This is a genomic window from Ruegeria sp. HU-ET01832 (assembly GCF_040371315.1).
GTDB classification, from domain to species: Bacteria; Pseudomonadota; Alphaproteobacteria; order Rhodobacterales; family Rhodobacteraceae; genus Ruegeria; species Ruegeria lacuscaerulensis_A.
Genome location: NZ_BAABWL010000006.1, coordinates 297,220 through 324,106, shown reverse-complemented (window position 1 = coordinate 324,106; position 26,887 = coordinate 297,220). Strand labels below are relative to the sequence as shown.

The window sequence follows — 26,887 nt, the reverse complement described above, 5'->3', positions numbered from 1 at the left end:
AACTCGTGTTCAAACAGGATGATGGCTCGATTGTGCACATTTGCATGGTCAAAGCCAACCAATTCGACCCAACTATTTATAACCCTATAGCTTCGCAAGTTGGCGAATGCGATCTCAAACAGATTGCAGGTGTCGAGACGCTGACGCCGGGGCACGTTCAGATATTTGAGCCCCCCTACGACCTTGTCGAAATCAGTGGCGTTCCCAAGACTGTATTGGCCGTCGCTCGAGTTGCCACTGAACTGATTCAACTGCGCGGACAATCCCCGGGCTGGGCGAACTATGTTTGGCACCCAGAAGATCAATCAAAGTTTGGAGGAAAAGGGGGAATATGCAATGTGGAGGTGTTTAAAACTACCTCGACCACACAAGATTACCAGACAGAGCTCATTGAAGTTTGCAAAGATATTGAGGGTAAAATCTTACCTTGGGCCAAGGTAGCAAAGCACTATTAGAGCTGTCAAAATACAGAAATAACATCAACTTTTCTTCAGGCAGATTTACGCAGAACTTGCCGCCGATTGAAATAACCACGCCATTAAAAATTGGCTAAACTGACGTCGAAGAGTTCGAAGTAATCGCTTCAAGACCGGGAAAGATGTCTTTGGTCCGAAGAGTTTATCTCTCTGAAGAGCGGAAGTTGAAACACGATGTTTGCATGGTAACTGTGAATTGACGAAGTCGAATTCAGCCGGATACCCAATCTCGAATTCCAAGCGCCCCACGCGGTCGAGACCGCACCACTATACACCTATATCCAGCGCAAGCGCGTGGATTCGCGGGACGATGTCCACCAGCGCCTTGTGAACAGCGCGGTGGCGGGCGACGCGGGATTGGCCTTCGAACGCAGCCGCACGGATACGCACGTTAAAGTGGCTCTCGCCACCTTCCTGAAAGCCCGCATGGCCACGGTGGCTTTCGCTGTCATCCACTACTTCCAGCTCATGCGGGTCAAAGGCGGATTGCAAGGCAGTGCGGATTTCGTCGGTCACGGTCATTTTTACGCTCAGCGGCAAAAATTTTACCGCCTCCCCTCTTCTACTTTCGGCAGCTTAGACTAAACTGCTGCCTCCGAGTCGAGAAGATGCGTTCTTAAGGATCACAGAATGACGAAATCAGACCCCTTTGGATTCGATATGTCCGTCTCTAGCGCCAAGAAAAAGAACCCGCGCGGGCGTCGGGGGATGTCGGGCGCATCCGAGACCTCGGTCCGAATCTGTGACCATGAAGGCTGTGACGAGCCGGGCAAGTTCCGCGCCCCCAAAGCGCCGGATGTGCTGGATGATTTCTTTTGGTTCTGTCAGCAGCACGTGCGCGAATATAACCAGAAGTGGAATTTCTTCGACGGCACGACCGAGGCCGAGCTGAACGCGCAGCGATCCAAAGACAAGGTTTGGGAACGCGAAACAAAACCCATGGGTGACCCCGAGGCCCGCGCCTGGGCCCGTCTTGGTATTGAAGACCCCCATCAGGTTCTGGGTGCAAACAGCACACAAAACAAAGGCCGCACCGCAGGCAGCGGCGGCCGCCGCCTGCCCCCCACCGAGCGCCGTGCGATTGAAATCTTGGAAGCCAATGACAGCTGGACCAAAGCTGAAGTGCGCAAAGCATATAAGAAGCTGATCAAGGTGCTGCACCCCGATATGAACGGCGGTGACCGCAGCCAGGAAGAACAACTGCAAGAGGTTGTCTGGGCCTGGGATCAGATCAAGGACAGCCGGAACTTTAAGTAGCTGAATTAATGCACGAACATATTGCGTAGAGCCACTGCTTCTGGTCGCTTGAGGCAACGCAGCCGCGTTTGTTCCTTCGCGGTTGCGGAATTACGTATTTCGGGGAAAATCATACAGAGCTCTTCCACGTCTTCACGGCCAAAAGACTGCAGCGCCATATCTCCCAGAAATAAACTTTCGGTCGGCAAACCATTCGACATCAGTATCGCGTGCCGATGACATGCAATGTGGAAATAGGTTACGGATTCAGATGCGTTCACCTGGCGAATGGTTTTGTCGTTCACCAAATGAATAGCTGCGACGAAAACCTTGGGCTCACCAAACAAAAATTCTGCACGCCATCCTTCCAGAACAATTCTGTGTTGCGGCGACACATACAAATCTTGATCAGGCAAGCCTTTCCCAATCGCCCCTTTTTTAATGCAAACAGGACGCAAGCGAGGGGCCCTATTCAATTCTTCGACGCTTATTGTCTTTTCACCGATCCATTCAATGGGTAGCAAATCGCCGCTAGAAACGCGCACCTTATCCCCAACGGACAGGTCTTCCACGAGGCAGCGGCCCGTTTCGGTTTCGATCAAAGTACCCTTAACGAAACAAGGCACTGTCCCCTCTGGAAGCGAGACTGTCACGATAAGGGAATCGTTATTGCCGTTACCGGGCCCCGTGGAGGCAAATATTTCGAGAATAAGTTGAGTGTTTGGCGGAATATAGGTTCCCGGAGTTAACTCGACGGTCAAAAGTCCGCTTGATGAAATCGAAACCGTGTAATCGGACTCGTCCAATCCGCCGGTCCCCGAAACGACTGCAGTCCATGAAGCTCCGGCTTTAGTTGCTATGTATTGCTGAGCGACAGAGGTCGACCCACTGGGAATCGAAAGCGAAGTCGGGCCTAAAATTGTCAGTGCCATTTGAACCTCAAACGGGAAACGTTAAACTGGGAACTCATTGTGTGCAGGCTTTTAGTGATATTAAACCATCACATAATTCTATTGCAATGTAAGCATTGAAAGGAAATCATTGGCCCAAGATTTGCAGTCATATTTTAGCAACTCGAGGATTGAGTTCTGGGCAGAAAAAGACTGAGTGTGACTTCGTTTCATATCAATAAGGCCAGTTTCAAAGAAACATCCGCCTCAGCTCAAACTCATACCTCTTTCCCTTGCCCTTGCCCGCAATATGTTGCACCAAACACAGGTTCGAAAACCCGCACGAGGCTGCGGTACCAGGAATAAGGACGACAGGCATGGATTGGCCGATTGACGCAAATGCACATCCCTCAGAAGAGATTTCGGTTCGCGACGTGTTCGGCATCGACACCGGCATGCAGGTCAAACGCTTTTATGAAGTGACCGAACGGGTCCCCGAGATTGATCAGACCTACAAGTTTGACCCTGAGACGACCCTCGCAATTCTGGCGGGCTTTACCCACAACCGTCGCGTGATGATCCAAGGGTATCACGGCACGGGTAAGTCGACCCATATCGAACAGGTCGCCGCGCGTCTGAACTGGCCTGCGGTGCGGGTCAACCTCGACAGCCATATCAGCCGGATCGATCTGATCGGTAAGGATGCGATCAAACTGCGTGATGGCGTGCAGATCACCGAATTCAGTGAAGGCATTTTGCCTTGGGCCCTGCGCAACCCGGTCGCGATCGTGTTCGACGAATACGACGCCGGCCGCGCGGATGTGATGTTCGTGCTGCAGCGCGTACTGGAGGCCAACGGTAGCCTTACCCTGTTGGACCAGAACGAGATTCTGACACCTCACCGGTATTTCCGCATGTTCGCCACTGCCAACACCGTTGGCCTTGGGGATACGACCGGCCTTTACCACGGTACGCAACAGATCAACCAAGCTCAGATGGACCGCTGGTCTCTAGTCGCGACGCTGAACTACCTCAGCCATGACGCCGAGACGATGATCGTTCTGTCTAAAGCCCCGCATTACAACACAGCTGAAGGTCGCAAGATCGTCAGCCAGATGGTCAGCGTGGCCGATCTGACCCGAACCGCCTTCATGAACGGCGACCTGTCCACGGTGATGAGCCCCCGAACAGTGATCAACTGGGCCCAGAACGCCGAGATTTTCCGTGATGTTGGTTACGCGTTCCGCCTGTCCTTCCTGAACAAATGCGATGAATTGGAACGCCAGACTGTGGCCGAGTTCTATCAGCGCTGCTTTGATGAGGAACTTCCGGAGAGCGCGGCAAGCGCGAGCTTGGGCTAACGCCCCACAAAAGAACAAACGAGTCAGATTCGGCCAGCCTGAATTCTCAGGCTGGCCGTCGTGTTTCTGCCGCCCACCAAAATGGTCGATATGATGCCGCAAGTGTTGTCTGGAAATACCAGAACCTGTCCTTACTGGCTTTTCACAGGCACCACCCGGCCCCGTTCAGGGCCGAACTTGCCAAACTCAGCTGAGACTTGCAGTAATCAACCGGCCGCAAAACGCGCCGAGGACACCAAAGACTAAAAGGCAAGTAACCTGCCCAATAAATGCTGTACCAAAAGAGATCAATGACCATCGGTTGTGGCGGATGGGTCACTGGCGAAACCGTAATTTGTATATACCTTGATTATACAAATTACATCTATATCATATCCAATGCATGGTACATTGGAAAACACCTCTTATTGTAACAACAACTGTCTGGGCATTCGCCTCTCCAGTTACCGCATTGCCGACAACAACGTCTGACAGGGCTGAACTGTTTGCTGTCTGCTCTGGCCGGTTAGAAGCGCTAGCGGCCCGCCAACGGGCCCGCATCGGGGACGAAGATGCGCCTGCCGCAAATCTGCAGCAACAGTTCGACCAAATGCTGGAAGCGGTTCTGCCGTGGGCGCTGTCCGAGGGTATCGAAGAACACCAGCCCAAACGGTGGCGTGTGCGCGGCTGGGTTGAAGTCGCCTACCTGCTGGCCGATATGGACTATAGCTTCGACGCGCGCATCGCCGAAGGGGCCGAACAGCAGTTGGCGCGCAGAATCTCGGAGTGCCGGGCCGTATTGCTTTAGGATCGCGATGTTGAAAAGCGGATCGCCCCTATGGTCAAGCCCCCGGAATGGCTCTAGGTTGCCGGGGCAGAACAAGACCGGACCCGCCGCCGATGAGCAAACCAAACGACAACCCCGCTGATCCGTTCAAAAAAGCCTTGGCCGAGGCCACGCGGGTTATGGCCGACGACCCCGAGCTGAACGTCTCGTACACCGTTGATCCGTCAGGCATGTCGGGCGAGTCGATGCGTTTGCCCCAGGTCAGCCGCCGAATGACACGAGAAGAGGTTTTGCTGGCGCGCGGAACAGCAGATGCTCTGGCCCTTCAACGCCGATACCACGATGACGCGACGCATGCGCGCTATGCGCCTCCGGGGGATATGGCGCGGGACCTGTACGAAGCGATGGAGACCGCCCGCTGCGAGGCGATGGGTGCGCGGGACATGCCGGGCACTGCCACCAACATCGACGTCAAGATCAGCCACGAAGCGATACGGCGCGGTTATGACCAGTGTAAACAACCCGCGGATGCGCCTCTGTCCGTTGCCGCCGGATATCTAATCCGCCACTTGGCGACCGGTCGTGACCTGCCCCCCGCCGCTGCCAACATCATGAACCTGTGGCGTGGTTTTATCGAGGAACAGGCAGGGGGATCGCTGGAAAACCTTAACGATATCCTTTCGGATCAGGCTGAATTTGCCAAATTCTCGCGGCAGGTGATCAAGGATCTGGGATATGGCGACCAGCTGGGCGACGACCCCGACGAGCTGGACGACGAGCAGGAAGATCAGGCTGAAGAAGACGCCGAAGAGCAACCCGATCCGGACAGCACAGGCGACGACGACCAGCAAGAGCAGGACGCCGACGCCACGCCCGAACAGTCGCAGGAAGAACAGCAGGACCAGTCTCAGGCTCAGGTCTCAATGGACGAGATGGCCGATGATGATATGGGCGACGAAGCCGAAATGCCTGAAGGTGAGGCTCCGCTTGAACCTCCGGCCCCGCCACCTGCCTCGGATGCGGATCCCGATTACAAAGTGTATCTGAACACGCATGATGAAGAAATCGCAGCCGAAGATCTGGCGGAACCGGCCGAACTGGAACGCCTGCGGGCCTATCTGGACCAGCAGTTGGAGCCGCTAAAAGGCGCTGTGAGCCGCTTGGCCAATAAACTGCAGCGCCGTCTTCAGGCACAGCAAAACCGCAGTTGGGAATTCGATCTGGAAGAAGGCATCCTGGATGCGGGCCGTCTGGCACGCGTGGTGGCAAACCCGACCACGCCGCTCAGCTTCAAGATGGAAAAAGACACCGAATTCCGCGACACAGTGGTCACTTTGCTGCTGGACAATTCGGGGTCTATGCGCGGACGACCGATTTCGATCGCGGCAATCTGTGCCGATGTTCTGGCGCGAACGCTGGAACGCTGCAACGTAAAGGTCGAGATTTTGGGCTTTACCACCCGCGCCTGGAAAGGTGGGCAAGCACGTGAAGCCTGGCTGAATGACGGCCGCCCGCAGCAACCGGGGCGTTTGAACGATCTGCGCCACATCATCTATAAAGGAGCCGATGCGCCCTGGCGTCGTGCGCGCCCAAATCTGGGCCTGATGATGAAAGAAGGCCTGCTGAAGGAGAACATCGATGGCGAGGCGCTGGAATGGGCGCATCGCAGGATGCTGATGCGGCGCGAACAACGCAAGATTTTGATGGTGATTTCGGACGGCGCGCCGGTCGACGACTCAACGCTCAGCGTAAACCCGGCCAACTATCTTGAAAAACACCTACGGGATGTGATCGCGATGGTCGAAAAGCGCAAGATGGTCGAGCTGTTGGCCATCGGTATTGGCCACGATGTAACACGCTATTATGACCGGGCGGTTACGATTACAGACGTCGAGCAACTGGCCGGCGCCATGACCGAGCAATTGGCCGCGTTGTTTGACAGCGACCCACGCGCCCGCGCCCGCATCATGGGGATGAAGAAGGCGGGCTAATGCCGCTCCGGGTGAAACTCAACACATAATGGGCAAGACCCTGAACCGATGAGGTATGAGATGTTTCAGTCCTTTGCCGTGACCGCACGACCGGAACAAGGACCTCCGCGGCTGGCCGCTCTCAGAAAAGAGCTGGCCCAAGACGGGCTGGACGGGTTTCTTATTCCGCGCTCAGACGCGCATCAGGGCGAATATGTGGCCCCGCGGGATGAACGTTTGTCTTGGTTAACGGGCTTTACCGGGTCGGCAGGTTTTTGTGCCGTGTTGCCCGACGTGGCCGGTGTGTTTGTTGACGGGCGATATCGAACGCAGGTCAAGGCTCAGGTCGCCCAGGTCTTTACCCCGGTGCCGTGGCCCGAGGTCAGTTTGGGCGCGTGGTTGAAGGACAATCTGCCCGATGGTGGCAAGGTCGGTTTTGATCCCTGGTTGCACGCTGCTGGCCAGATCACCAACGCACGCAAAGACCTCGCAGGCAGGGGTATAGACCTTGTTCGCAGCCCCAATCTGGTTGACCGCGTATGGCCCGATCAACCTGCCCCACCAATGAACCCGGTTAAAGCGCACCCTCTGGAATTCGCCGGTGAAAGCGCCGCCAGCAAAATCGACCGTCTGGCCGAGGCTTTGACTGCTGCTGGCAACTCGGCTGCCGTGATCACCTTGCCGGACTCGATCATGTGGCTGTTGAACATTCGGGGCTCGGATATCGGGTACAACCCTGTGGCGCACGGTTTTGCCATTTTGCATTCGGATGCCAAGGTTGACTTGTTCATGGCACAAGAAAAGCTGGGCGTGTCGTTGGGTGATCAAGTTCGCGTTCACGAGCCTGAAACGTTCCTTGATGCTGTTACCGCGTTACAGGGGGCAATTCAGGTTGATCTTGGAACCCTGCCTCAAATCGTAGCTGACGTTTTGCAGGACAAGATCGTCGATGCCGGCGACCCTTGCGCCCTGCCGAAAGCCTGCAAAAACCCTGCCGAAATCGAAGGCAGCGCCGTGGCACACCTGCGCGACGCAGTGGCGGTGATCGAGACGCTTTGCTGGCTGGATGACCAAAACCCCGGCAGTGTCACTGAAACGCAGGTTGTCACAAGGTTGGAAGAGAACCGGCGCAAGGACAGCGCGCTGCAGGACATCTCATTCGACACAATTGCAGGCACCGGTCCTAACGGCGCTATCATGCATTACCGCGTCACCGAAGAGACCGACAGCCTTCTGGAAGACGGGCACATTCTGGTTCTCGACAGCGGTGGTCAATACCTTGACGGCACCACAGATATTACCCGTACAATCGCTATTGGTGAGGTAGGTGACGAAGAAAAAGCCTGTTTCACCCGTGTCCTAAAGGGTATGATCGACATGTCGATGCTGCGTTGGCCCGTGGGCTTGGCTGGGCGCGATATCGAAGGCGTGGCTCGGGCCCCGCTGTGGGCGGCAGGGCAAGATTTCAACCATGGCGTCGGTCACGGCGTCGGCGCGTATCTGAGCGTGCACGAAGGCCCTCAGCGTCTGTCGAAGGTCAGCCATGTCCCCCTTCAACCCGGTATGATCCTTTCGAACGAGCCTGGCTATTACCGTGAAGGTGCTTTTGGAATTCGCATCGAAAACCTGGTCGTGGTGCAGCAGGCCCCTACCTTGCCCGGGGGCGATGCCGAACGCGCAATGCTGAACTGGCGCACTTTGACCTACGTTCCAATTGACCGTCGATTGATTGTTCCCGATATGCTGACCCACGCTCAACGTGATTGGCTGAATGCGTATCACCGCGACGTTGCGGAAAAAATACGACCAAGGCTGGGCGCGGACGCGCAAGTGTGGTTGGATGCCGCAACCGCTCCGATCTGACACCCAGCTGTTACATTCCGGAGGCAGAGGAAAAGCCCGACATCAGTAAGGGTTAAGGAGGTAAGATGACCAAGATCACTATTCGCAAAGCACCGGGTAAATGGAGCGTCCGTTCCGGTGGCGCCATTTTGGGCGAAAGCACAAATGCGCTTGAACTGCTTGAAGGTGATCTGGACCCGGTGATCTATTTCCCCCGCAATGATATTGCGATGGCGTTTCTGGACCAGACCGACAAAGTCACGCATTGCCCCCATAAGGGTAACGCCGCGCACTTCTCGATCGTCAATAAATCTTCTGTGACTGAAAACGCGGCGTGGAGCTATGAAAGCCCGATCCCCGAAGTGGCCGATATCAAAGGCTATATCGCGTTTTATCGGCACGATTCAGTCAAAGTTGAACAAATCTGAGCGGGACTCACATCGCCTCTTTCATCAAGTCGACCATCGCCAGATCTTGACTGACCCGACCGTAAGCCTGCGCCATCGCTGTCAATGTGTGCGGCGGGCAGCCAATTTCTTGAAGGCAAGAGGCATCAATCACGCGGACTCGACCATCGAAAGCCGACTCGACGACCTGATCTACAGGCTCATCTCGATCCCCGACTGTAAGTTTGTGATAATGAAAGCCCTGACCTGGGGCGGTGACGCCCAGTGTGTGCCGCACTCCATGCGATGCTAACCAGTCCAACAAATTGCGCAGGCCAACGTCCTGACCCGCGTCCGGCACTTTATTTGCTTTGATACGGCCCTCGCGCGGCAAATGCCTGAGCTGCACCATAGTTGTCGGCGTCCAGATTCGAATGGGCTGCACAAAGTCTACAAGTCGCCCGATACGACGCCCGCGCAAGTGGGGGCCCAAACCAAATGTGGCAGTTATCAAGCTGATCGGAGCCTGTGAGACGGCATAGACAGAGGCGAAAAGATCGCACCGCCCACCTACCTTATGTTTCAGCGTCAGGGCATTAAAATGTCCTGCCTCAGCATAAGCGCGCGGCGATCCCAAAGCACGGCTTAACCAAAGGCAATTCATGATGTACGGGGCATGGTCGCGAAAGCCGATCTGCGATGCTTGTGGGAGGCTGCGCGCGAGCAAGTTCGCTGTACCTAAAACTCCCGAAGCCAGAAACACGTGCCGCGCTCGCAGTTGAGTTCCATCATCCAGGTCCAAGCGTACCATCCCCTGTCCCGACAAGATCCGGCTAACACGCCCCGCTCGGACCGAGACATTCGACATCTCTTTGAGGCGCGCCTCAACCGCGCGGGCCATGGTCCGAAGCCCGGCATTGGGAGTTTCTGAAGTTCCGGTCAGCAAACGTGGGACACTTTTTTCCAGTCCGTTCTCTAAAAGCTCGTGCCGGGCACCGCCGACCACTTTCAGATCGCGCTGCACAGCTTCGCACGCGGCACAATAGTCCCACCATGTTTCCAGAAACTGTCCCCTTCCCCAAGGGTCATCGCAGTCGTAAACCTGAAGCTGTTTACCCCAGTAGTTGGCCAGCCCACCGACTTCGGCGGCAGCAAACATCGGCGGTGCGTCTCCTCCTGATACTTCGGTGCGGTCGGCCAGACACGCGGGCTGTTGTCTTTCATACGCAACCGAGACAATCTTGACCGGCCCACCCTGAGAAGGTTTGGAGGTGGCCCCCGTCACCACAGCCACAGAACCAGAGAAGCCCCGCATAGCTGTAAGTGCTGCGTATGCAGCGGGCCCTGCTCCGACCAATGCAATATCAAAGCTTTGCATGACTCAGCCCCGTCTCCAGCACAGCCGCACGTTGCACATCGCCATTTAAGAGATGGTCAGAACTTGAAAACGTTTCTATAGACCGGCTCACCATGACAGGCAGGCGTAGCGCAATTCGGACCACGGGCGGATACTCGCCCATCGAGGTTGTAGTCTCAGCGAAGGTCATGGTGCCAACTCTTTTCTGGCAACATGCAAATCTGCGTCAGCCCCCAGCACTGGCAGCGCGCAACCCGCACCCCTCGAACCTAGCCAGAGACGCTGAACGAAACTCTTTAAATACATTACCAACCACTCCCATTCACATGAGTTCTGGTGCTAAAACAGTTCGTTATTCGTTTGGTCGTTCAAAAATATGAAAGCCGAGTAGCCTTACGCCATGCACAAAATAAGGGTTGAAATAGGTGGTCAGCGCGGAACTCGGGCAGAATTCTATTGGTTAATATTAACCGAAAGTTAACAACTAGATCAAGAAAAGTTGAGCCAAAGTGTGTTTCAGCCCGTGAAACGCCGATTTTATCCGGGCAATCAATGAAAACACTGGGCCATGGCGTTCTGTAACCACGGCCAGAGTGCGACACTCAGTGGTTGAAACCAAAATGCGAGAGTATCAAGTCACTCGGCCTGCTCCCTCAGCGAGATAAGGATATCCACGATAGCGTTTACCACTTCGGGGTCGTCCAGAGACGGATCAGGCATCGACGTTTCGGCAGCGATGGATTGCGGGTTATCAAGGAACGCAACAAGCTGGTCCCGGGTCCACTTACCACCCACTTCAGACAATGACTGCGAGTAGTCGAAATCGGTCAGGCCCGCGATCTGACGACCGAAAACTTCGCCCAAAGACGGCGCACTGGTGCTGGGTAGCACGCCGAATCCGTGACACTCCGCACAGCCATCCAAGGCCGTTTCTACTGCGCTGGCTTTTCGTCCTGACAGCCCCAAATCGCCGATTTTCGAAACTGCAAATTGGAAACTGGGATCAAATTCGCCAACCGTTAGACGGACCACTTTTTGCTGATCAGTCCACAATGCAAGCTCGTCCCCGTGTTGATGGACATATCGAATCCGCAGCCCTAGTGGGATACGTTCTGCGAACAGAATGCTCTCTCCGTTGGTACGAATTCGAAACAGGCTGTTCCCGGCCAGCGATCCGGCAATCAAATCCCCATCCCAGGCAGGATGAAAGTCATCAACGTACATCAATGAACTAACAGCCACCGAGGGCAGCCAGGAATACGCCGGCAGCTGGAAGTCGGGATGGCGACCATAGTCCAGCGTATCAGGTAACGGCAATTTGTTGTATCTCGTTCCAAGCGAGACCTGTGGCCATCCATAGTCCTCGCCTTCGCGGATCAGGTTCAGCTCATCCCCGCCGCGCCGGCCATGTTCGACCGTCCAAAGTTTGCCGTCCTGGTCCAGCGCTATTCCCTGCATGTTCGAATGACCCTGACTGACAATACGGCTATCGCCAGTGGCCAAATCCACTGCGATCACCTTGCCGTACATCTGGTCCGGGATTTGCGACAATGGCACCGGAGCATAAATTCCGTCTTGCGCATAGTCACCTGCAGCCAAGTACAATGTGCCATTCGCGTCTACACGAAACCGTCCGCCCGCCATATGGCCCTGAATCGCGCGACCTTCGGAGTTGGGCGCAAGGCAGGGTTCTGTCCCGAACAGCAACGTCCAGTCTTCGGCTTTGATTGAGGCAGTTTCAGCAGACGCGCCTTGCAATGGCGCGGTCGAGATTGCCGTGCGATAACAGTTCTCGCCCTCGACCCATTCTGTGAAAGAAACGATCAGTTGATCGTCTACAACATCCACATCATTGTATCGAAAGAAATAGTGGGCAAAATTGTAGTCTGGATTAGAAGATTCAAAATCCAGCATGGCAGACCACCCGTTTGGTGGAGCCTCTATGTCAAGTCGTTTCGATTCTTCGCCACCGACCTCAAAGAAGCCACCCTCGTGTGTCATAAGAACGAGATCGTTCCCGAGGCTGGTTAGTGCGCCTCCGCTTCCAATACGCTCAACCGGAACGTCCAAAGTTTCCATGTTCAAGGCGGCAAAAATTGTCTCGACCTGCGCAACACGGTCAGATGACCAAATTGGCGCAGTATGCGTAATACCCGAGTGGCTTTCACGCAGTTCTTCGACCTCGAGCACCAATAGCACGACAGATGCAGCAAGTGTCACCATGATGACCGGGCTGGTCAAAATCCGCTTAAACAGTTTCATTCCCTGACCTCAAAATTTTTTTGTTTTCGCCGTGCATTCTGGCGCTGCTCGGCCACATAGAACCCTGAAACACAACCGGTAGCAACCCGACCAGACCGTGCCGCGCACAACAAGATCGCTCGCGTTGCACCCTTGCAGCCCTCACGATGAGTTCACGCGGCTGTTGAATGATTTCTGGTACGATCCCGTGCAAAATACGTGCGACCATAGCCGGAGGACGCAATGCCGATCACTCGCCGTAGTTTCAATGGAATTCTGGGGACCGCTGTAATGCTGCCCGCCCCGCTTTGGGCTCAGAGCGATCCTGTCCTGGATGCCATCCGCACGACACTTTACGGAAGCAGTTCTGAATTCGAAGAAGGCATGGCGTTTCTTGTCAAACGCGGAAAGCCAGATGTAATTCCGGCGCTGCTGACGGCGATGCGTTATGGACGTCGGCGCAGTGATGAGATCACGGAAGTCATGCAAACCCTGGCTGGTGAGAATATCGGTGTGGATTGGTTCGACTGGATGATCTGGCAAGAACGCAATCCACAGATCGTACCGCACCCATCGCTGATCCCGTTCAAGCGCGAGGTGCTGTTAGGGATAGACTCGAATTATGACGATTTCCTGCGCCCTGAATACCTGCAACCCGGCAAAATGAAGATCCGGCTGGAAGAGATCACATGGGGCGGTGTTCAAAAGGACGGCATCCCCTCGCTGGACAATCCGACGCTGATCCCGGCCGCGCGCGCGGACTACATGAAAGACGATGACCTGGTCTTTGGCGTCTCAATCAACGGGGATTCGCGCGCCTATCCGTTGCGGATCATGGGCTGGCACGAGATGTTCAACGATGTAATCGGTGGGGTGCCTCTGGCGCTGGCTTATTGCACGCTCTGCGGATCGGGCATTTTGTTTGAAACGCAAGTGTCGGGGCGCAGCAAGCCGCTGGTCTTTGGCTCGTCGGGGTTCCTCTATCGGTCCAACAAACTGATGTTCGATCGCGAGACCCATTCGCTGTGGAACCAATACACCGGCAAACCCGTCGTCGGCCCGCTGGTCGATAGCGGGATCGAGCTTAAACAGCGCCCCGTGGTGATCACCACTTGGGAAAGCTGGAAAGGGTCGCACCCCGATACCAAAATCCTGTCGCTGAACACCGGGCATCGTCGGAATTATGGCTCGGGCGTGGTTTATCGCGAGTATTTTGCGTCGCCCGAGCTGATGTTCCCGGCACTGGTGGATCAATCGCAGCACCGGCAAAAGGATTATATCTTTGCAATCCGACAGTTCGGCGCGGCACGGGCCTGGCCGCTGGATGCGTTCAACAGCACGCGCGTGATCAACGACGCGATTGCCAACCGCCCGCTGGTTCTGATTGGTAATACCGACAAACGCGCCGTGCGCGCTTATGAGCGCGGGTCAAACCGTTTTACCGCGTCAGAGGGCGGACTGGTTGATCAGCAGGGCCGCAAATGGCGCCTGACCGAGGAAAAACTGATCGGACCGGACGGTACGGAATTGCCGCGCGTGGCCGGGCATATCTCGTACTGGTTCGCATGGGACAACTATCTGGGCGACACGGCAACAGTTTATCGCGGCTAGGAATGCTCTTCGGCGGCTGTGGCCGCCAGCGCGCGGTTATAAGCCTTAAGCGCATCTATGTGATAAAGTGCGCCGACCGGGTTTTCGCACCCGTCATCGTCGATCACCACGACCGGGATACAAGGGATATCCTCGCGGTCGAAATAAGGCATCGCGGCCTCGAGCGTCGCGCTGGCCTGCACACACAAGCCCTGCTCGATCAGCGCCTGTGCCTCATCGCGGCTGATCGATCGGGCATCCCCCAAGGGCCGCATCACCGTCCCAGCACGCAGCATCGCCAGCAGATACGCTTGCGGCCCGGCGGCGAGATGCACGTCACGGCGCTCTAGCTGGGTTAAAAAGAACGACCGGTCCACCAATCGCGAGGCAAGCGCGGTCGACATCGAGACCGAGACCATCACGGCCAACCCGATCTGCCAGTCTCCGGTCAGCTCAAAAACGATCATTGTAGTCGAGATCGGTGCGCCCAGAACGGCAGCGGCCACCGCCCCCATTCCGGCGAAAGCATACAACGTATGTGTCCCCGACACATCCGGCAGCAACCCAGTGGCGATCAGGCCAAAGGCCAACCCAGTCAGCGCCCCCACCATCAGCGACGGCGAAAACACCCCGCCCCCCATACGCCCGCCCATGGTGATCGCTACAGCCACGGTCTTAATCACGGCAAACATGATGGCTGCCGATAGAACCAAATCTCCGGTCAGGGCACGGATCGTAGTTTCGTAGCCCACACCGATGATATGGGGAAACCAGATGGCGATCAGACCAAGCATCGCCCCAGACACGGCCGGGCGCAGCCAACCCGGCAAGGACAGGCGAGTCTGGATGTGATTGCCGATGTCTTCGGCAAAGAAGATCGAACGCATTAGCAATAGCGCCACCAGGCCGCAGATCAGGCCAAGGATCAGAAAGGCCGGCAACTCGACATAGAACTGCAGCGATCCGGGGGTATCCAGGGAAAACTCGGTCACGTCGCCATATTCCAGCCGGTTGATCACCGTTCCCGCAACCGAGGCGATCACGATCGGCGCAAATGCATGAACCGCGAAATGGCGCAGCACCACCTCGAGCGCGAACAGCGCGCCTGCTATGGGCGAGTTAAAGCTGGCCGAAACCGCCGCCGCCACTGCGCAACCCAACAAGTCGCGGCCTGTTATCCCATCCGCGTGGATACGGTTCGACACCCAGGTCGAAATCACCCCGGCCATATGCACCACCGGCCCCTCGCGCCCCGTGGACCCACCGGTGCTAAGCGTGATCAGCGACGCAAACAAGGATGCGATCCCAGCCTTGCCTTCGACCCGGCCATCAGTCAGCGCCGCGCCTTCGATCACATCCGCGACCGAACGCACGCGCCCGTCATCGGTGAACCTGTGTAGGATGATACCCACGATCAGACCTCCGATGATCGGCGTTATCAGCACGATGAACCACGGCAGTTTCTCGACATGGGAATGCAGCAGCAGGATATCTTCGGTGTCATAGACCCACGCCTGCAGCGCCCGGATCCCTTTGCGGAACCCCAGCGCCATGAACCCGGCGGCGATGCCGATGGCCAGAGCGATGAACCAGAACTGGATCTGGCTTGGCCCCCGCCGTCGCATTACCCGCCAGCCATCCTTCATCGCGGCCAAAGCCTGATGCAGTTGGTTGCGCAGAACGGTGCGGGTTGACTGGGTCATGTGCCCTCGGGGGATCAGAAGATATCCCTTACTAAGCCACGGAGGGCACAGATAAAAGCCGGATCGCGCGTCTGTGAGTCGCTATGCGTCCAACAGGGCACGGGCGGCGGCGCGGGCCTGATCCGTGATCGTGTCGCCCGCGACCATGCGCGCGATCTCATCCACGCGGTCCAGTTCGGCCAGCGGGATGACGGTGGACAGGGTCAGCCCGTCGGTCACTTGTTTCTGCACCCGCCAGTGATGCGCCGCGCGGGCCGCGACCTGCGGCGAGTGTGTGACGACCAGCACCTGCCCACCCTGTGCCAAAGACGCCAGACGCCGCCCCACCGCATCTGCAGTCGCGCCACCGACGCCGCGGTCAATCTCATCAAAGATCATCGTGCGGGCGCTGTCATCGCCGGTCAGACAGACCTTGAGTGCCAGCAGGAACCGGCTGAGTTCCCCACCCGAGGCGATCTTGTTCAGCGGCCCGGACGGCGCGCCGGGGTTGGTGGCGACGGTGAAGGCCACCGCGTCAATGCCTTCGGGGCCGGGATCGGCGGCGGTGAGTTCGGTCTGAAACACCGCGCGTTCCATCTTGAGCGGTGCCAATTCAGCCATCACAGCCGCATCCAACTGCCCTGCCGCCTGCTGGCGTGCGGTGCTAAGTTTGGCTGCCGCCTGATCATAGGCATCCTGCGCAGCCGCAACCGCCGCGCGCTGGTCGGCCAGATCGGCATCGCCTGCGTCCAGCTTGTTCAGACGGTCGCGCAGCGTATCAGCGAAGTCGCCTAGATCGTCCGGGGCCACGTCATGTTTGCGGGCCAGAGCGCGGATTGCAAACAAGCGCTCTTCGGCCTGTTCCAGCTCCGCCGGATTGAACTCCAACGCCTGCAGGCAAGCATTCACACCGTCCTGCGCCTCGCCCAACTCAATCAGAGCCCGGCCCAAGGCGGCGATCGGCTCCTCCAACTGACCGTCGGCGCTGTCAGACACGCCCTCCAGCCAGCGCACGGCATCGGACATGGCCGTTTCGGCCCCGTTCCCGCCCAACAGATCAAGCGCGCGGGCCACGTCATCACGGATGCGCTCGGCCCCTTGCATCATGCGGCGGCGCGCGTCCAGATCAGCATCCTCGCCCGGTTGCGGGTCCAGCTTGTCCAGCTCAGCCACAGCGTGGCGTAAGAATTCCTCTTCCGCGCGCATAGCGGCCAGCGCCGCTTCGGTCTCAGCCAGCGCCTTGCGCAGCCGCGACATATCAGTCCAAGCGGTGCGTACCGCAGCCAGATCAACCGAAACGCCGGCATAATCATCCAGCATCGCCCGATGCCCGCGCGGGTTAAGCAAACCCCGGTCATCATGCTGGCCATGCAGCTCCACCAGGGTCTCGGACAACGCCCGCAACACCTCGCCCGAGCAGCGCCGGTCATTGACCCACGCGGTTTTGCGCCCCTCGGCGGTATTGACACGACGCAGGATCAGTTCCTCGCTCCCCGGCAGCCCGGCCTCAGCCAGAATCGCATGGGCGGGGTGATCTTCGGACAGCTCGAACTCGGCCACCACCTCGCCCTGCGCGGCCCCCTGACGGACCAGTTCGGCCCGTCCACGCCAGCCCAGCACAAAGCCCAGGGAATCCAACAAGATCGACTTGCCTGCGCCGGTTTCGCCTGTCAACGCGTTCAAACCCGGTTGGAACGTCAGTTCCAGCCGGTCGATGATCAGCATGTCGCGGATATCAAGGGCGCGAAGCATCGGATCCTAGCGTCCCGGAGCTTTGGCCATGACGATTACAACCACTCACCTTTGACGGTCTGGCGGTAAATTGTGCTAAGCCAGTTGTTGCCACGGCTCTTAAGGTCAAGCCCGCGCGACGTCAGTAACTTGTAGCCCGCGTCATACCACTCGGAAGATTGGTAATTGAATCCCAAAATTGCCCCTGCCGACTGTGCTTCATCCACCAGACCCAGCGACAGATACGCTTCGATCAGACGATAGAGCGCTTCGGCGGTGTGCGAGGTGGTTTGAAAATCCTCAACCACGACGCGGAAGCGGTTGATCGCCGCAGTGTAGTGATCCTGACGCAAGTAATAGCGCCCAATCTCCATCTCCTTGCCGGCCAGATGGTCGAAGGCCAGATCGAACTTCAGAACGGCAGAAGTTGCATATTCGCTGTCAGGATAGACTTCGATCACGGTCCGCAACGATTGCAACGCCTGGAACGTCAGCCCCTGATCGCGTCCAACCTCGTCGATTTGGTCATAATAGCTAAGCGCCAGAAGATACTGGGCATAAGCTGCATCCTCATCCGCCGGATAAAAATCTATGAACCGCTGTGCCGCAGCACGGCTTTCTTCATAATTCTTGTCGGAATGATACGAGAAGGCCTGCATGATCAGCGCTCGCTTGGCCCAATCGGAATAAGGGTACAAGCGCTCGACTTCAGAGAAGTACCAAGCCGCGTCGTCCTGCCGATTCTGCGACAGCTCGAACTCGCCACGCGTGAATATCTGTTCAGGAGTGAACCCCTCAAGATTCTGGTTGCGGTCAGCCCCCTGGCCTCCGCATGCTGTCAAAACTGCTGTCAGAAGAAACGCGCCCGCGAATCTGACTGCCGCCTTGGTGCCACCCATTCCGCCTATCCTTGTCGTCTTGCTTGTCGAGGCACGCCCCGGTTTGAGGCTTGGTTTAGCACATATAATTCCGGGGCAAAACGCCTTAGTCTACCTACTGTCGGAATTGTCGACAGAGTTGATCCAATCAAGCGACTTCGGGAATTTCGTTCCAAACCAGTCCTTGCCCTGGCAGACGGGCAGCCTGTTCGGGCGTGCACAGGATCGGACGAACTGCTCCGGGTGTCTCAAACAACTTGCGCAGCAGAGTGTTCGTCATCGCATGTCCCGACTTATCCCCGGTAAAGTGGCCGAGAATCGGACCACCGGCCAGATACAGATCGCCTAGTGCGTCCAGCATTTTGTGGCGCACGGCTTCGTCGGCATGACGGAACCCGCCGGGTGTCAGAACTTCGTTCCCTTGCACGACGACCGCGTTTTCCAGTGTTCCACCAAGGGCCAAACCGTTTTCGCGCATCGCTTCAACATCTGTGCGGCGGCAGAAAGTGCGGCAATCGCTGAGTTCCCGCGCAAATGAGCCGTTACGCATGTCCAGAGTTTTAGTCTGGCGTCCGATGGCGCTGTCCTCAAAATCAATGTGGAAGTCGATAATCAGACCGTCGGCAGGCGCAATCGAAGCGCTCGCTCCTTCCCGCGAGGCAGTCACAGGCTTTAATACTTCGTAGGCCAGAACCGGGCTGGCCTGACGGCGCACGCCCTTGGCCATGATCCCACGCACAAATTCGATTGACGATCCATCCATGATCGGAACTTCGGGGCCATCAATCTCGATCAGTGCGTTGTGGACACCACATCCGGCCAGCGCAGCCATTATATGTTCAACCGTCGACACCGAAGCGCCCGCATCGTTGATCAGCCGGGTGCAGAGCGGAGTCCGCTCGACCACATCATAGATCGCAGGGACCAGTGCATTGCCCAGTTCAATATCCGTACGTTTAAACCAGATGCCATGGCCAGCTGCCGCCGGTTTCAGCACCATATTCGCAGGCTTGCCGCTATGCAGCCCGACACCGGTAAACGTGATCGGAGATTTGAGCGTATGTTGCAATTTGGGCCTCGGTGAGTGGTGTCCGACCTAATTTGGCCGTGTTGACATCTCAGTTAAGGAACGCGGGCAAAAGGCTCAACTCACTCTTTGTAACCGAATGAAACATGAATGTAACAGATCGGCAAAAGCCTGCTTACACCCGGTTACGTAATTGTTTTAAAACGGAAAAGGGCCGCCAAACAGCGACCCTTCTTAATCAATTTGTTACCGCGATCAGTTGGCTTGACGCCGCAAGAAGGCCGGAATTTCAATCCGATCTTGCTCGGGGTCTGCCTCATCATGCGCCGGCGCCGTAGCGTCAGATTGGCGCATCACGGGCTGTTGGCGCTGGGGCTGTGCCGGCGTATCGGCCGCGTGGCCGGTCATTCTGTCTATCAGTCGGTTAAACCCAAACCGGGGACGATCCGCGTCCGATTGTGGTGCTGGTGCCGGCGTAGCCGTTGGCTGAGGCCGCGGTGCCCCGTACCCACGATCAGACGGTGGAACATTCTGAACCGCTGCCTGCAAACGCTGCAGCGCTTCCGGTGATGGTGTCCCAGCAGCTGGCTGCGGTTGAGGCGCGACATAGCTGTCTGTCGCAGTTTCAACCGGATCAGGCGTCGGCTCGAATTCGGCTACACGCGGCTGATAAGCCGGAGGAGGCAGGTCATCGTCATCCTGTTCGGCGCGCGGCTGGAACTGAGGCTCTTCGGCCGCTTCGAACAGCGAAGGCTCACGAGCCGGTTCGGCCTCTGCAGGTTCGGGCGCGGAAACATATGCGTCTTCCTGCACAGGCTCTTCTGCCGACACAGTACGCGTCAGCGGGGCTGACATCGAGCGACGCGCAACCGGCACATCCTCGGACTTTTCGGTCGCGTCAATGCCAGTGGCAACGACCGAAACCCGCATTCCGCCTTCCATAGCCGTGTCCAGTGTCGAGCCAACGATAATGTTCGCCTCGGGGTCAACTTCTTCGCGGATACGGTTGGCCGCCTCGTCCAACTCGAACAGGGTCAGATCATGCGAACCGGTGATGTTGATCAGGACACCCTTGGCACCTTTCAGGCTGATTTCGTCCAGCAGCGGGTTAGCAATCGCCTTCTCGGCAGCCTGAACCGCACGATCCTCGCCGGTGGCCTCGCCCGTTCCCATCATGGCTTTGCCCATCTCGTCCATTACGGCGCGCACATCCGCAAAGTCGAGGTTGATCAGGCCCGGACGCACCATCAGATCAGTCACGCCCTTGACGCCCTGATACAGAACATCATCCGCCATCGAGAACGCTTCGGTAAACGTGGTCTTTTCGTTGGCCAAGCGGAACAGGTTCTGGTTCGGGATAATGATCAGTGTATCGACGACCTTTTGCAGCGATTCAACGCCGTCTTCGGCTTGACGCATCCGCTTGGCGCCTTCGAACTGGAAAGGCTTGGTCACAACGCCCACGGTCAGCACGCCCAATTCGCGCGCGGCTTGCGCGATAATCGGAGCCGCACCCGTTCCGGTGCCACCGCCCATTCCGGCGGTGATGAAGCACATGTGCGCGCCAGCCAGATGATCCACGATCTGCTCGATGCTTTCCTCGGCGGCTGCGGCACCCACGGTCGGACGCGCCCCGGCGCCCAGACCTTCGGTGACTTTCACGCCCAGTTGCACACGAGCCGACGACTGGCTCTGCTGCAACGCCTGAGCGTCGGTGTTGGCGACCACGAAATCCACGCCATCCAACTGTTTTTCAATCATGTTATTGACGGCATTGCCGCCTGCCCCGCCTACGCCAAATACCGTAATCCGAGGCTTCAATTCATCGTGCCCGGGCATCGAAAGATTCAATGTCATGCTTCTGTCCGCCTGTTTATATGCTCCGCCAACGCGGTGTTTTTCTTACCTATCCTGCCACAATTCTACCGACCGAAACCGCAAACGTCACGCCAAAAATCGCCAGAATCCACAAAATATGGAGGAAATAAGGCGTTCCACGCCAGTATTTCGTATTGTTTGCCAGATGTTGCGGAACGAACTCAATCCAGCACAACAGATGCGACCGCCGCGCCGTAGATTACGAGCATGTCACATACGGATTTATCGTCTTTACAAGGCGCGGAAAACTGCTCGGGTCCTCACGCTTTGCCTCTGTCGGGCCTTGTGGATATCTTGCTGGATTCGACGTTCATCCGCAAGGGAATTCTTCAACCAATAGGAGTACTTGGACAGTTCAGTCCCTCATCAGAAATCTCTCTCACAATCTGGATTTCGGTATTCGCCAATGTCGCCAGGCGAACCATGAAACTACCATTGTGCACGAAAGGCCACCAGCACACGGGAAATCCATCGGCATCGTCGTCGTACAGGAAACAAAGCTGGCCATCGGGGGTTGTAATTTTTCCGTAAACGCAACCCCTACCCTCCATGCGCCAGACCGAGAGACTCGGGCTCAGGAACTCTTCGGTGCCAACCAAGCCACCGTTATGGAAATCGTAGAATTTGACGGTCTTGCCTACAACGGCCCCCAGAAAAGCCTCGGGCGTGATCAGGGTCTGACCCTGAACCGAGGCGGGAATCACGACAAGCAGTGCCGCGACCAGTGTCTTACCAATTGTCACGGAACCAACGGACAGCCCGCTTGAACGGGCGTGCAGCATAGGTGTCGACAGGGATCTCGAAGTCCCACCATTCATCCTGCGGATGCGCCGCAAACAAGCTGAGCCCCACCACCGAAGAAAATCCCGGACCAGTCGCCGATTGCGGCAACCCGTGAACACGCAGGGGCCGGCCAAGACGAACGCGCTGCCCCAGAATACGAGTCGCCAAACCGTCCAAACCCATAATCTGGCTGCCTCCACCGGTCAGAACGATCTGCTGGCTGGGCAGATGATCGAACCCGGCAGCATCCAGTCGAATGCGGACCTCTTCCAAAATCTCTTCTACACGAGGACGCATGATGCCGATCAACTCGGCGCGGCTGACGGTGCGCCGGTCATGTTCCCAATCTCCGGTATCGCCGCCGATGTCGATCAGGTCGCGATCATCCGCTCCGGTAGCATGCACGCCGCCGTTGAAGGTCTTGATACGTTCGGCCACATTCGCAGGAACGCCAAGCCCCATCGAGATGTCTGACGTCACATGATCGCCGCCCATGCGTACGCAATCGGCATAAATCATGTGTTTTTTCATAAAGATAGACACACTTGTCGTGCCGCCACCCATGTCGATACAGGCCGCGCCCAGTTCCTGCTCATCCTCGACAAGTGCGGAAATGCCCGAGACATAGGCCGAATTCGCGATCCCGGCCAATTCCAGATCACAGCGCTTGATGCAGCGCACGATATTCTGAATGGCGACCGCATCAACTGTCAGCATGTGCATATCGACCGCAAGGGTCTGACCCATCTGCCCCCGAGGGTCGATAAGGCCCGAGCGATTGTCCAACGCAAAGTTCACCGGCTGTGCGTGCAGTACCTCGCGACCCGCGCCATAGTCCGGCACGTCGCAGGCGTTCAACACACGTCCGACCTCGGCTTCGCTGACCACCTGTCCTTCCAGATCGACCTGCGCATCCAACCCATAAGACCGGGGGTTCGCGCCCGAGAAGCAGGCGATCACGTGATCGACCCGAATATCGGCCATCTTCTGCGCAGCTTGAAGAGCGGTCCGGATGGCGCGTTCGGTTTCCTGCATCGCAGTGACTTCGCCAAACTGCACCCCGCGCGAACGTGTGGTCGCAGCGCCGATAACCCGGAACCCGGTCTGACCAGCCAGGGACCCGATGCTGTTGTCCTCACTTAACCGCCCTGTTCCGTCGAAACGCAGCACCAAGCAGGAAATCTTGGAACTTCCCACATCCAGAATCGCAACAACACCGCGTTGCATCGCCTGTCTGCGCATCTGCCGCATGGCCCGTTGGGACTGATAGAGATCGGTCATCATGGTCGTTACTGCCTGCTACTCACGTCTGTTTTTGTACTCCACCAGTCTTCGCTGGCAGCTTTGGTCATTCGTATGGTTGGACGTTGTCCGAGGCGCATATCCACAACGGCCACGTCACGTTCCAACAGGTCCTGCACCTCATTAACCGCCAAGACGCGTTCCAGTGCGCGCACGGGCCGATCGGTTGGCAGCATGATGCGCTGACCTCGGTCGAGAACCAGATCCCAGCGGCGTTCGCCAATTCGAACAAGACCCCGCACACGCGCCCCGAGGCTGCGCGCTGTTGTCAGCAGTTGCAGTGCCTCAGCGACATGTTCGTCCGCGCCCTTTCCTGCAATAAGCGGCAGAGTCGCGTGGTCCTTGCGGGAGGCGACACGCTCAACATGCGCGCCGGTTTCGTCCAGCAACTCGGTTCCGCTCCGCGTGCGCCAAACCACCACGGGTTGGCGTTCAACAACATCAACCTGAAGAATTCCGCCGGGGCGAATGCGAACCGTCGCAGATTTGACAGGATCAAGACCGGTAATCGTGTCGCGGATTTGTTCGGCGTCCAGATCCCAGGAACTGATCGGGAAATCCAGTGGCACAACTTCACGAATGTCTTCGGAGAGGTTCGGTCCAGCGCCATCAATGGCCATCAAGTTAACCATGAATTCCGGTCTTTGCTGGATCGAGGTCTTGATGTCATTGACATAAGCCACAACCGCCTCTCGCCGGTCTTCTGCACTAAAATAAAGCCCCGTAGCCGCGCAAATGGCCAGGATGGGCAACCCATACTTCAGACCGCGGCGTATGCCCGGCGTAAGCATCCAACGCTGTAGTCGGTAGCTGAGGCGAGACGGAGCCGGGTCGAACCGTTGCGATTTGCGGCCGAACAGTTTCACGCCGCCTAACCGCAGTTTAGGTTCTGTTTCGTGGCGTTCGCCTGAAGCGAAATCGGCATCCGGACCCGCCAATGGCTTGGACCGATGAATGACAGGTGCGCGCGTGGCTTTTAACGGTCGCATGAGGCGTCCTCCACCATCCAGGCACACAGCTGGCCAAAGGTCATACTGCAATGTTCCGCTTGCTCGGGCACCAATGAGGTCGGTGTCATTCCGGGCTGGGTATTGGTCTCCAACAAAAACAGACCATCTGCGCCCATGCTGTCATCCCAACGATAATCAGTACGGGTCACACCGCGACAGCCCAGTGCGTTATGGGCTTTCAGCGCATGATTCATGCAACGGTCAAAAATATCCTGCGGGATGTCGGCAGGCAGCACATGCCACGAGCCGCCGGGCTTGTATTTGGCATCATAGTCATACCATCCGCCATCAGTCATGATCTCGGTCACGGTCAGAGCGCGATCGCCCATCACGGTCACGGTCAACTCGCGCCCGGCCACGTATTTTTCGACCATCACGTCATCTGGCATGTCGTCGGACAGTTGCGGTGGCCCGTTCGAGCCTTCGTGGACGATATAGATCCCGACGCTGGACCCTTCGTTGTTGGGCTTGGCCACATAGGGCGGATCCATCACATGTTCAGCGGACACATCGGGCTTGGGCACGATCACGCTGGGAACAACAGGTAAACCTTCTGCGGAAAACACCTCTTTGCTGCGCTGTTTGTCCATCGCGAGCGCCGAGGCCAGCACGCCGGAATGCGTGTACGGAATGCGCATCCACTCCAGCAGGCCCTGCACACAGCCATCTTCCCCCCAGCGTCCATGCAGAGCGTTGAAAACCACATCCGGTTTGATGTCCAAAAGACGCGCATAGAGGTCGGGACCTGCGTCCAGTTCGACCACTTCAAAGCCTTCTCCCCTAAGGGCGGCTGCGCATTCGCGCCCAGAGCTGAGTGACACCTCGCGTTCCGCCGAGGGGCCGCCCATCAATACCGCCACTTTGGGGTGTGTCCTGCTCGACTTACCCACTTAGCGCCTCAATGTCCCCGGACCTTATGCGGTGGTCCGTACTGCGTTTATGCCTTTGATCCGTCGCCTGAATTTGCCTGTTTTGGTCTGACGGTTGGGGCTTTATTCCTTCAACGGGTCACCGACCCGCATGATTTCCCACTCTAGCGTGATGCCGCTTGTTTCGTAAACCTTTTTTCGCACCTCTTCGCCCAGACCTTCGAGGTCAGCGGCAGTGGCACCGCCAGTGTTGATCAGGAAATTCGAGTGCTTCTCGCTCATCTTCGCGCCACCCTTGGTGGCCCCCCGCATCCCGGCATCGTCGATCACTTTCCACGCCTTCAGATCGTGCACGTCATCCGCCCTGCCCGTCGAGGAAAACCCTGCCGGGTTGCGGAAGGTCGAACCTGCGCTGCGGTCTTTTGTGGGTTGGGTCTCATCGCGTTTTTGCAATTGCGCCGCCATCCGGTCATGCAGCGTTTGTGGATCACCCGCGGGCCCCTCGAACGTGGCCGAAATCAGCACCGCCCCATCGGGCAAATCCGACTGCCGATAGCGGAAGTTCAGGTCCTGCGGTGTCAGGTCCACGACCTCCCCCTGGCGCGTCACTATCGTGGCCTTGCGCAACACATCCGCCGTGTAGTTGCCATAGCAGCCAGCGTTCATCCGCACCGCCCCACCGACCGAGCCCGGAATGGTCCGCAAAAACGTAAGATCCACACCTGCATCTGCCGCTTTGCGCGCCACATGCGCATCCAGCGCCGCCGCACCCGCCGTGACGGTGTTGCCTGCGACCTCGATCCCGTTGAACCCGCGCCCCAGCCGGATCACCACGGCGCGCAAGCCACCATCACGAACAATCAGGTTTGATCCGACACCCATGGGGAACACGTCGAAATCTTCGGGCAGGTCGTGCAGAAACGCTTTCAGATCGTCAATATCCGCAGGTTGGAACAAATAATCCGCCGGACCGCCGACACGAAGCCATGTCAGGTCGTTCAACGCTCGGTTCTGGGTCAGTTTGCCACGGGGTTCAGGAAGAGATGTCATTCCGGTTCCTTCGCGGATTTATTTCCTCCGCGCAAGCCGTAACTGTCACTGAGCCGAACCAAGCATCCGACGTATCCAGCGCCCCAGATAAATCACCGGCCAGCGCAGCACTGACATACCCATCGCCAGCACCAGCAGTCCGATCCAGGGGCCGTTCTGCAAGGTGACATAGCCCAATATCGGAATCCCCACCGCGATCAGGACATAGGCGCGGGTCCAGTGGTTGTCCTTGCTGGGGATCATCGCCAGCAAATTTGCGGCGATCCCCCACAACGCGGCCAGAGCGATTGACCAATTCATTCCTGAACCTCCTGCCCGGTCCAACGGCGCCAGTAGTGGCGGATCGGGTTGCGGAACATCGATGCAAAAGCGGCAAAGGCCAGCACTGAAATGAACCAGCCGAAGTCATGACCCAACCAGACGATCAGCGCGGGTGCACTGACAAACAGCACCACGCCTGGCGGAAACTGCAGACGCATCGGCAACATCGCCACGATGGTCGAGGCAATGACCCACAGCCCCGCAAACACCACTGAATTTACCATGCGCCCCTCCGAGGACG

General features: G+C 57.4%; 24 protein-coding genes. 8 read left to right on the top strand and 16 right to left on the bottom strand.

Features of this window, described 5'->3' with window-relative positions:
- Positions 1 to 5: 5 nt before the first annotated feature.
- Positions 6 to 455, top strand: coding sequence for a hypothetical protein (locus ABWV79_RS18775; RefSeq protein ID WP_353393876.1), 450 nt, complete (start codon positions 6 to 8; stop codon positions 453 to 455).
- A gap of 288 nt (positions 456 to 743) precedes the next feature.
- Here ABWV79_RS18775 and ABWV79_RS18770 read toward each other — a convergent pair whose 3' ends face one another.
- Positions 744 to 998, bottom strand: coding sequence for a BolA family protein (locus ABWV79_RS18770; RefSeq protein ID WP_170352577.1), 255 nt, complete (start codon positions 996 to 998; stop codon positions 744 to 746).
- 108 nt (positions 999 to 1,106) lie between these two features.
- Between ABWV79_RS18770 and ABWV79_RS18765 the strand changes: the two genes are divergently transcribed.
- On the top strand, positions 1,107 to 1,733 hold the full coding sequence (locus tag ABWV79_RS18765; protein ID WP_170352576.1) for a J domain-containing protein: 627 nt from the start codon (positions 1,107 to 1,109) through the stop codon (positions 1,731 to 1,733).
- A gap of 5 nt (positions 1,734 to 1,738) precedes the next feature.
- On the opposite strand, the gene ABWV79_RS18760 is transcribed toward ABWV79_RS18765, so the two are convergent.
- Positions 1,739 to 2,644, bottom strand: coding sequence for a Hint domain-containing protein (locus ABWV79_RS18760; protein ID WP_353393873.1), 906 nt, complete (start codon positions 2,642 to 2,644; stop codon positions 1,739 to 1,741).
- Between the two features lie 335 nt (positions 2,645 to 2,979).
- On the opposite strand from ABWV79_RS18760, the gene cobS reads away from it, so the two are divergent.
- The 5 genes from cobS (at position 2,980) to ABWV79_RS18735 (ending at position 8,969) form a co-directional block, all read left to right on the top strand.
- The gene (cobS, locus tag ABWV79_RS18755; RefSeq protein ID WP_353393871.1) at positions 2,980 to 3,963 is read left to right on the top strand and encodes a cobaltochelatase subunit CobS; all 984 of its coding nucleotides are present in this window, start codon (positions 2,980 to 2,982) and stop codon (positions 3,961 to 3,963) included.
- Positions 3,964 to 4,345: 382 nt separating this feature from the next.
- On the top strand, positions 4,346 to 4,750 hold the full coding sequence (locus ABWV79_RS18750) for a hypothetical protein (protein ID WP_170527530.1): 405 nt from the start codon (positions 4,346 to 4,348) through the stop codon (positions 4,748 to 4,750).
- A gap of 92 nt (positions 4,751 to 4,842) precedes the next feature.
- Positions 4,843 to 6,720 (top strand): cobaltochelatase subunit CobT, encoded by a 1,878-nt coding sequence (gene cobT, locus ABWV79_RS18745; protein ID WP_353393869.1) that lies wholly within the window; start codon positions 4,843 to 4,845, stop codon positions 6,718 to 6,720.
- 60 nt (positions 6,721 to 6,780) lie between these two features.
- Complete coding sequence (locus ABWV79_RS18740) at positions 6,781 to 8,562, top strand: aminopeptidase P family protein (RefSeq protein WP_353393867.1); 1,782 nt, start codon at positions 6,781 to 6,783, stop codon at positions 8,560 to 8,562.
- Between the two features lie 65 nt (positions 8,563 to 8,627).
- Positions 8,628 to 8,969 (top strand): DUF427 domain-containing protein, encoded by a 342-nt coding sequence (locus tag ABWV79_RS18735; RefSeq protein WP_353393865.1) that lies wholly within the window; start codon positions 8,628 to 8,630, stop codon positions 8,967 to 8,969.
- Between the two features lie 7 nt (positions 8,970 to 8,976).
- On the opposite strand, the gene ABWV79_RS18730 is transcribed toward ABWV79_RS18735, so the two are convergent.
- Together ABWV79_RS18730 and ABWV79_RS18725 are read right to left on the bottom strand one after the other, a co-directional pair.
- The gene (locus tag ABWV79_RS18730) at positions 8,977 to 10,305 is read right to left on the bottom strand and encodes a Rossmann-fold NAD(P)-binding domain-containing protein (RefSeq protein WP_353393863.1); all 1,329 of its coding nucleotides are present in this window, start codon (positions 10,303 to 10,305) and stop codon (positions 8,977 to 8,979) included.
- A gap of 615 nt (positions 10,306 to 10,920) precedes the next feature.
- Positions 10,921 to 12,546 carry a PQQ-dependent sugar dehydrogenase gene (locus ABWV79_RS18725; protein ID WP_353393861.1) on the bottom strand — a complete coding sequence of 542 codons (1,626 nt, stop codon included), beginning with the start codon at positions 12,544 to 12,546 and terminating at the stop codon, positions 10,921 to 10,923.
- A gap of 222 nt (positions 12,547 to 12,768) precedes the next feature.
- Between ABWV79_RS18725 and ABWV79_RS18720 the strand changes: the two genes are divergently transcribed.
- Positions 12,769 to 14,136 carry a DUF3179 domain-containing protein gene (locus tag ABWV79_RS18720; protein WP_353393859.1) on the top strand — a complete coding sequence of 456 codons (1,368 nt, stop codon included), beginning with the start codon at positions 12,769 to 12,771 and terminating at the stop codon, positions 14,134 to 14,136.
- Here the strand turns inward: ABWV79_RS18720 and ABWV79_RS18715 are convergent.
- The 12 genes from ABWV79_RS18715 to ABWV79_RS18660 form a co-directional block, all read right to left on the bottom strand.
- Complete coding sequence (locus ABWV79_RS18715; RefSeq protein ID WP_353393857.1) at positions 14,133 to 15,818, bottom strand: chloride channel protein; 1,686 nt, start codon at positions 15,816 to 15,818, stop codon at positions 14,133 to 14,135. The two genes, ABWV79_RS18720 and ABWV79_RS18715, sit on opposite strands and share 4 nt — an antisense overlap.
- 81 nt (positions 15,819 to 15,899) lie before the next feature.
- Positions 15,900 to 17,549, bottom strand: a complete 1,650-nt coding sequence (recN, locus tag ABWV79_RS18710; protein WP_353393855.1) for a DNA repair protein RecN — start codon at positions 17,547 to 17,549, stop codon at positions 15,900 to 15,902.
- 35 nt (positions 17,550 to 17,584) lie between these two features.
- Positions 17,585 to 18,427, bottom strand: coding sequence for an outer membrane protein assembly factor BamD (locus ABWV79_RS18705; protein ID WP_170352564.1), 843 nt, complete (start codon positions 18,425 to 18,427; stop codon positions 17,585 to 17,587).
- A gap of 127 nt (positions 18,428 to 18,554) precedes the next feature.
- On the bottom strand, positions 18,555 to 19,475 hold the full coding sequence (gene lpxC, locus ABWV79_RS18700; protein WP_353393853.1) for a UDP-3-O-acyl-N-acetylglucosamine deacetylase: 921 nt from the start codon (positions 19,473 to 19,475) through the stop codon (positions 18,555 to 18,557).
- Positions 19,476 to 19,688: 213 nt separating this feature from the next.
- Entirely contained in the window at positions 19,689 to 21,290 is a 1,602-nt protein-coding gene (gene ftsZ / locus ABWV79_RS18695; RefSeq protein WP_353393851.1) for a cell division protein FtsZ, read from the bottom strand.
- Between the two features lie 350 nt (positions 21,291 to 21,640).
- The gene (locus tag ABWV79_RS18690; protein WP_353393849.1) at positions 21,641 to 22,054 is read right to left on the bottom strand and encodes a hypothetical protein; all 414 of its coding nucleotides are present in this window, start codon (positions 22,052 to 22,054) and stop codon (positions 21,641 to 21,643) included.
- Positions 22,041 to 23,375, bottom strand: coding sequence for a cell division protein FtsA (ftsA, locus tag ABWV79_RS18685; RefSeq protein ID WP_170353121.1), 1,335 nt, complete (start codon positions 23,373 to 23,375; stop codon positions 22,041 to 22,043). The genes ABWV79_RS18690 and ftsA overlap by 14 nt, the downstream gene beginning before the upstream one ends.
- Positions 23,376 to 23,383: 8 nt before the next feature.
- Positions 23,384 to 24,385 (bottom strand): cell division protein FtsQ/DivIB, encoded by a 1,002-nt coding sequence (locus ABWV79_RS18680; RefSeq protein WP_353393847.1) that lies wholly within the window; start codon positions 24,383 to 24,385, stop codon positions 23,384 to 23,386.
- On the bottom strand, positions 24,373 to 25,296 hold the full coding sequence (locus ABWV79_RS18675; RefSeq protein WP_353393845.1) for a D-alanine--D-alanine ligase: 924 nt from the start codon (positions 25,294 to 25,296) through the stop codon (positions 24,373 to 24,375). The genes ABWV79_RS18680 and ABWV79_RS18675 overlap by 13 nt, the downstream gene beginning before the upstream one ends.
- 102 nt (positions 25,297 to 25,398) lie before the next feature.
- On the bottom strand, positions 25,399 to 26,325 hold the full coding sequence (murB, locus tag ABWV79_RS18670) for a UDP-N-acetylmuramate dehydrogenase (RefSeq protein ID WP_353393843.1): 927 nt from the start codon (positions 26,323 to 26,325) through the stop codon (positions 25,399 to 25,401).
- A 45-nt stretch (positions 26,326 to 26,370) separates the two neighbouring features.
- Positions 26,371 to 26,625 carry a DUF2484 family protein gene (locus ABWV79_RS18665; RefSeq protein ID WP_353393841.1) on the bottom strand — a complete coding sequence of 85 codons (255 nt, stop codon included), beginning with the start codon at positions 26,623 to 26,625 and terminating at the stop codon, positions 26,371 to 26,373.
- Positions 26,622 to 26,870: a DUF2484 family protein gene (locus ABWV79_RS18660; RefSeq protein WP_170352557.1), complete on the bottom strand. Its 249-nt coding sequence runs from the start codon at positions 26,868 to 26,870 to the stop codon at positions 26,622 to 26,624. Before ABWV79_RS18660 ends, ABWV79_RS18665 begins: the two co-directional genes overlap by 4 nt.
- Positions 26,871 to 26,887: the final 17 nt, after the last annotated feature.

Excerpts from the sequence above, each read along its gene's own strand:
- ABWV79_RS18770 (WP_170352577.1), bottom strand. The coding sequence starts at position 998 with ATGACCGTGACCGACGAAATCCGCACTGCCTTGCAATCCGCCTTTGAC.
- ABWV79_RS18765 (WP_170352576.1), top strand. The coding sequence starts at position 1,107 with ATGACGAAATCAGACCCCTTTGGATTCGATATGTCCGTCTCTAGCGCC.
- ABWV79_RS18760 (WP_353393873.1), bottom strand. The coding sequence starts at position 2,644 with ATGGCACTGACAATTTTAGGCCCGACTTCGCTTTCGATTCCCAGTGGG.
- cobS (WP_353393871.1), top strand. The coding sequence starts at position 2,980 with ATGGATTGGCCGATTGACGCAAATGCACATCCCTCAGAAGAGATTTCG.
- ABWV79_RS18750 (WP_170527530.1), top strand. The coding sequence starts at position 4,346 with ATGGTACATTGGAAAACACCTCTTATTGTAACAACAACTGTCTGGGCA.
- cobT (WP_353393869.1), top strand. The coding sequence starts at position 4,843 with ATGAGCAAACCAAACGACAACCCCGCTGATCCGTTCAAAAAAGCCTTG.
- ABWV79_RS18740 (WP_353393867.1), top strand. The coding sequence starts at position 6,781 with ATGTTTCAGTCCTTTGCCGTGACCGCACGACCGGAACAAGGACCTCCG.
- ABWV79_RS18735 (WP_353393865.1), top strand. The coding sequence starts at position 8,628 with ATGACCAAGATCACTATTCGCAAAGCACCGGGTAAATGGAGCGTCCGT.
- ABWV79_RS18730 (WP_353393863.1), bottom strand. The coding sequence starts at position 10,305 with ATGCAAAGCTTTGATATTGCATTGGTCGGAGCAGGGCCCGCTGCATAC.
- ABWV79_RS18725 (WP_353393861.1), bottom strand. The coding sequence starts at position 12,546 with ATGAAACTGTTTAAGCGGATTTTGACCAGCCCGGTCATCATGGTGACA.
- ABWV79_RS18720 (WP_353393859.1), top strand. The coding sequence starts at position 12,769 with ATGCCGATCACTCGCCGTAGTTTCAATGGAATTCTGGGGACCGCTGTA.
- ABWV79_RS18715 (WP_353393857.1), bottom strand. The coding sequence starts at position 15,818 with ATGACCCAGTCAACCCGCACCGTTCTGCGCAACCAACTGCATCAGGCT.
- recN (WP_353393855.1), bottom strand. The coding sequence starts at position 17,549 with ATGCTTCGCGCCCTTGATATCCGCGACATGCTGATCATCGACCGGCTG.
- ABWV79_RS18705 (WP_170352564.1), bottom strand. The coding sequence starts at position 18,427 with ATGGGTGGCACCAAGGCGGCAGTCAGATTCGCGGGCGCGTTTCTTCTG.
- ftsZ (WP_353393851.1), bottom strand. The coding sequence starts at position 21,290 with ATGACATTGAATCTTTCGATGCCCGGGCACGATGAATTGAAGCCTCGG.
- ftsA (WP_170353121.1), bottom strand. The coding sequence starts at position 23,375 with ATGACCGATCTCTATCAGTCCCAACGGGCCATGCGGCAGATGCGCAGA.
- ABWV79_RS18680 (WP_353393847.1), bottom strand. The coding sequence starts at position 24,385 with ATGCGACCGTTAAAAGCCACGCGCGCACCTGTCATTCATCGGTCCAAG.
- murB (WP_353393843.1), bottom strand. The coding sequence starts at position 26,325 with ATGACATCTCTTCCTGAACCCCGTGGCAAACTGACCCAGAACCGAGCG.
- ABWV79_RS18665 (WP_353393841.1), bottom strand. The coding sequence starts at position 26,625 with ATGAATTGGTCAATCGCTCTGGCCGCGTTGTGGGGGATCGCCGCAAAT.
- ABWV79_RS18660 (WP_170352557.1), bottom strand. The coding sequence starts at position 26,870 with ATGGTAAATTCAGTGGTGTTTGCGGGGCTGTGGGTCATTGCCTCGACC.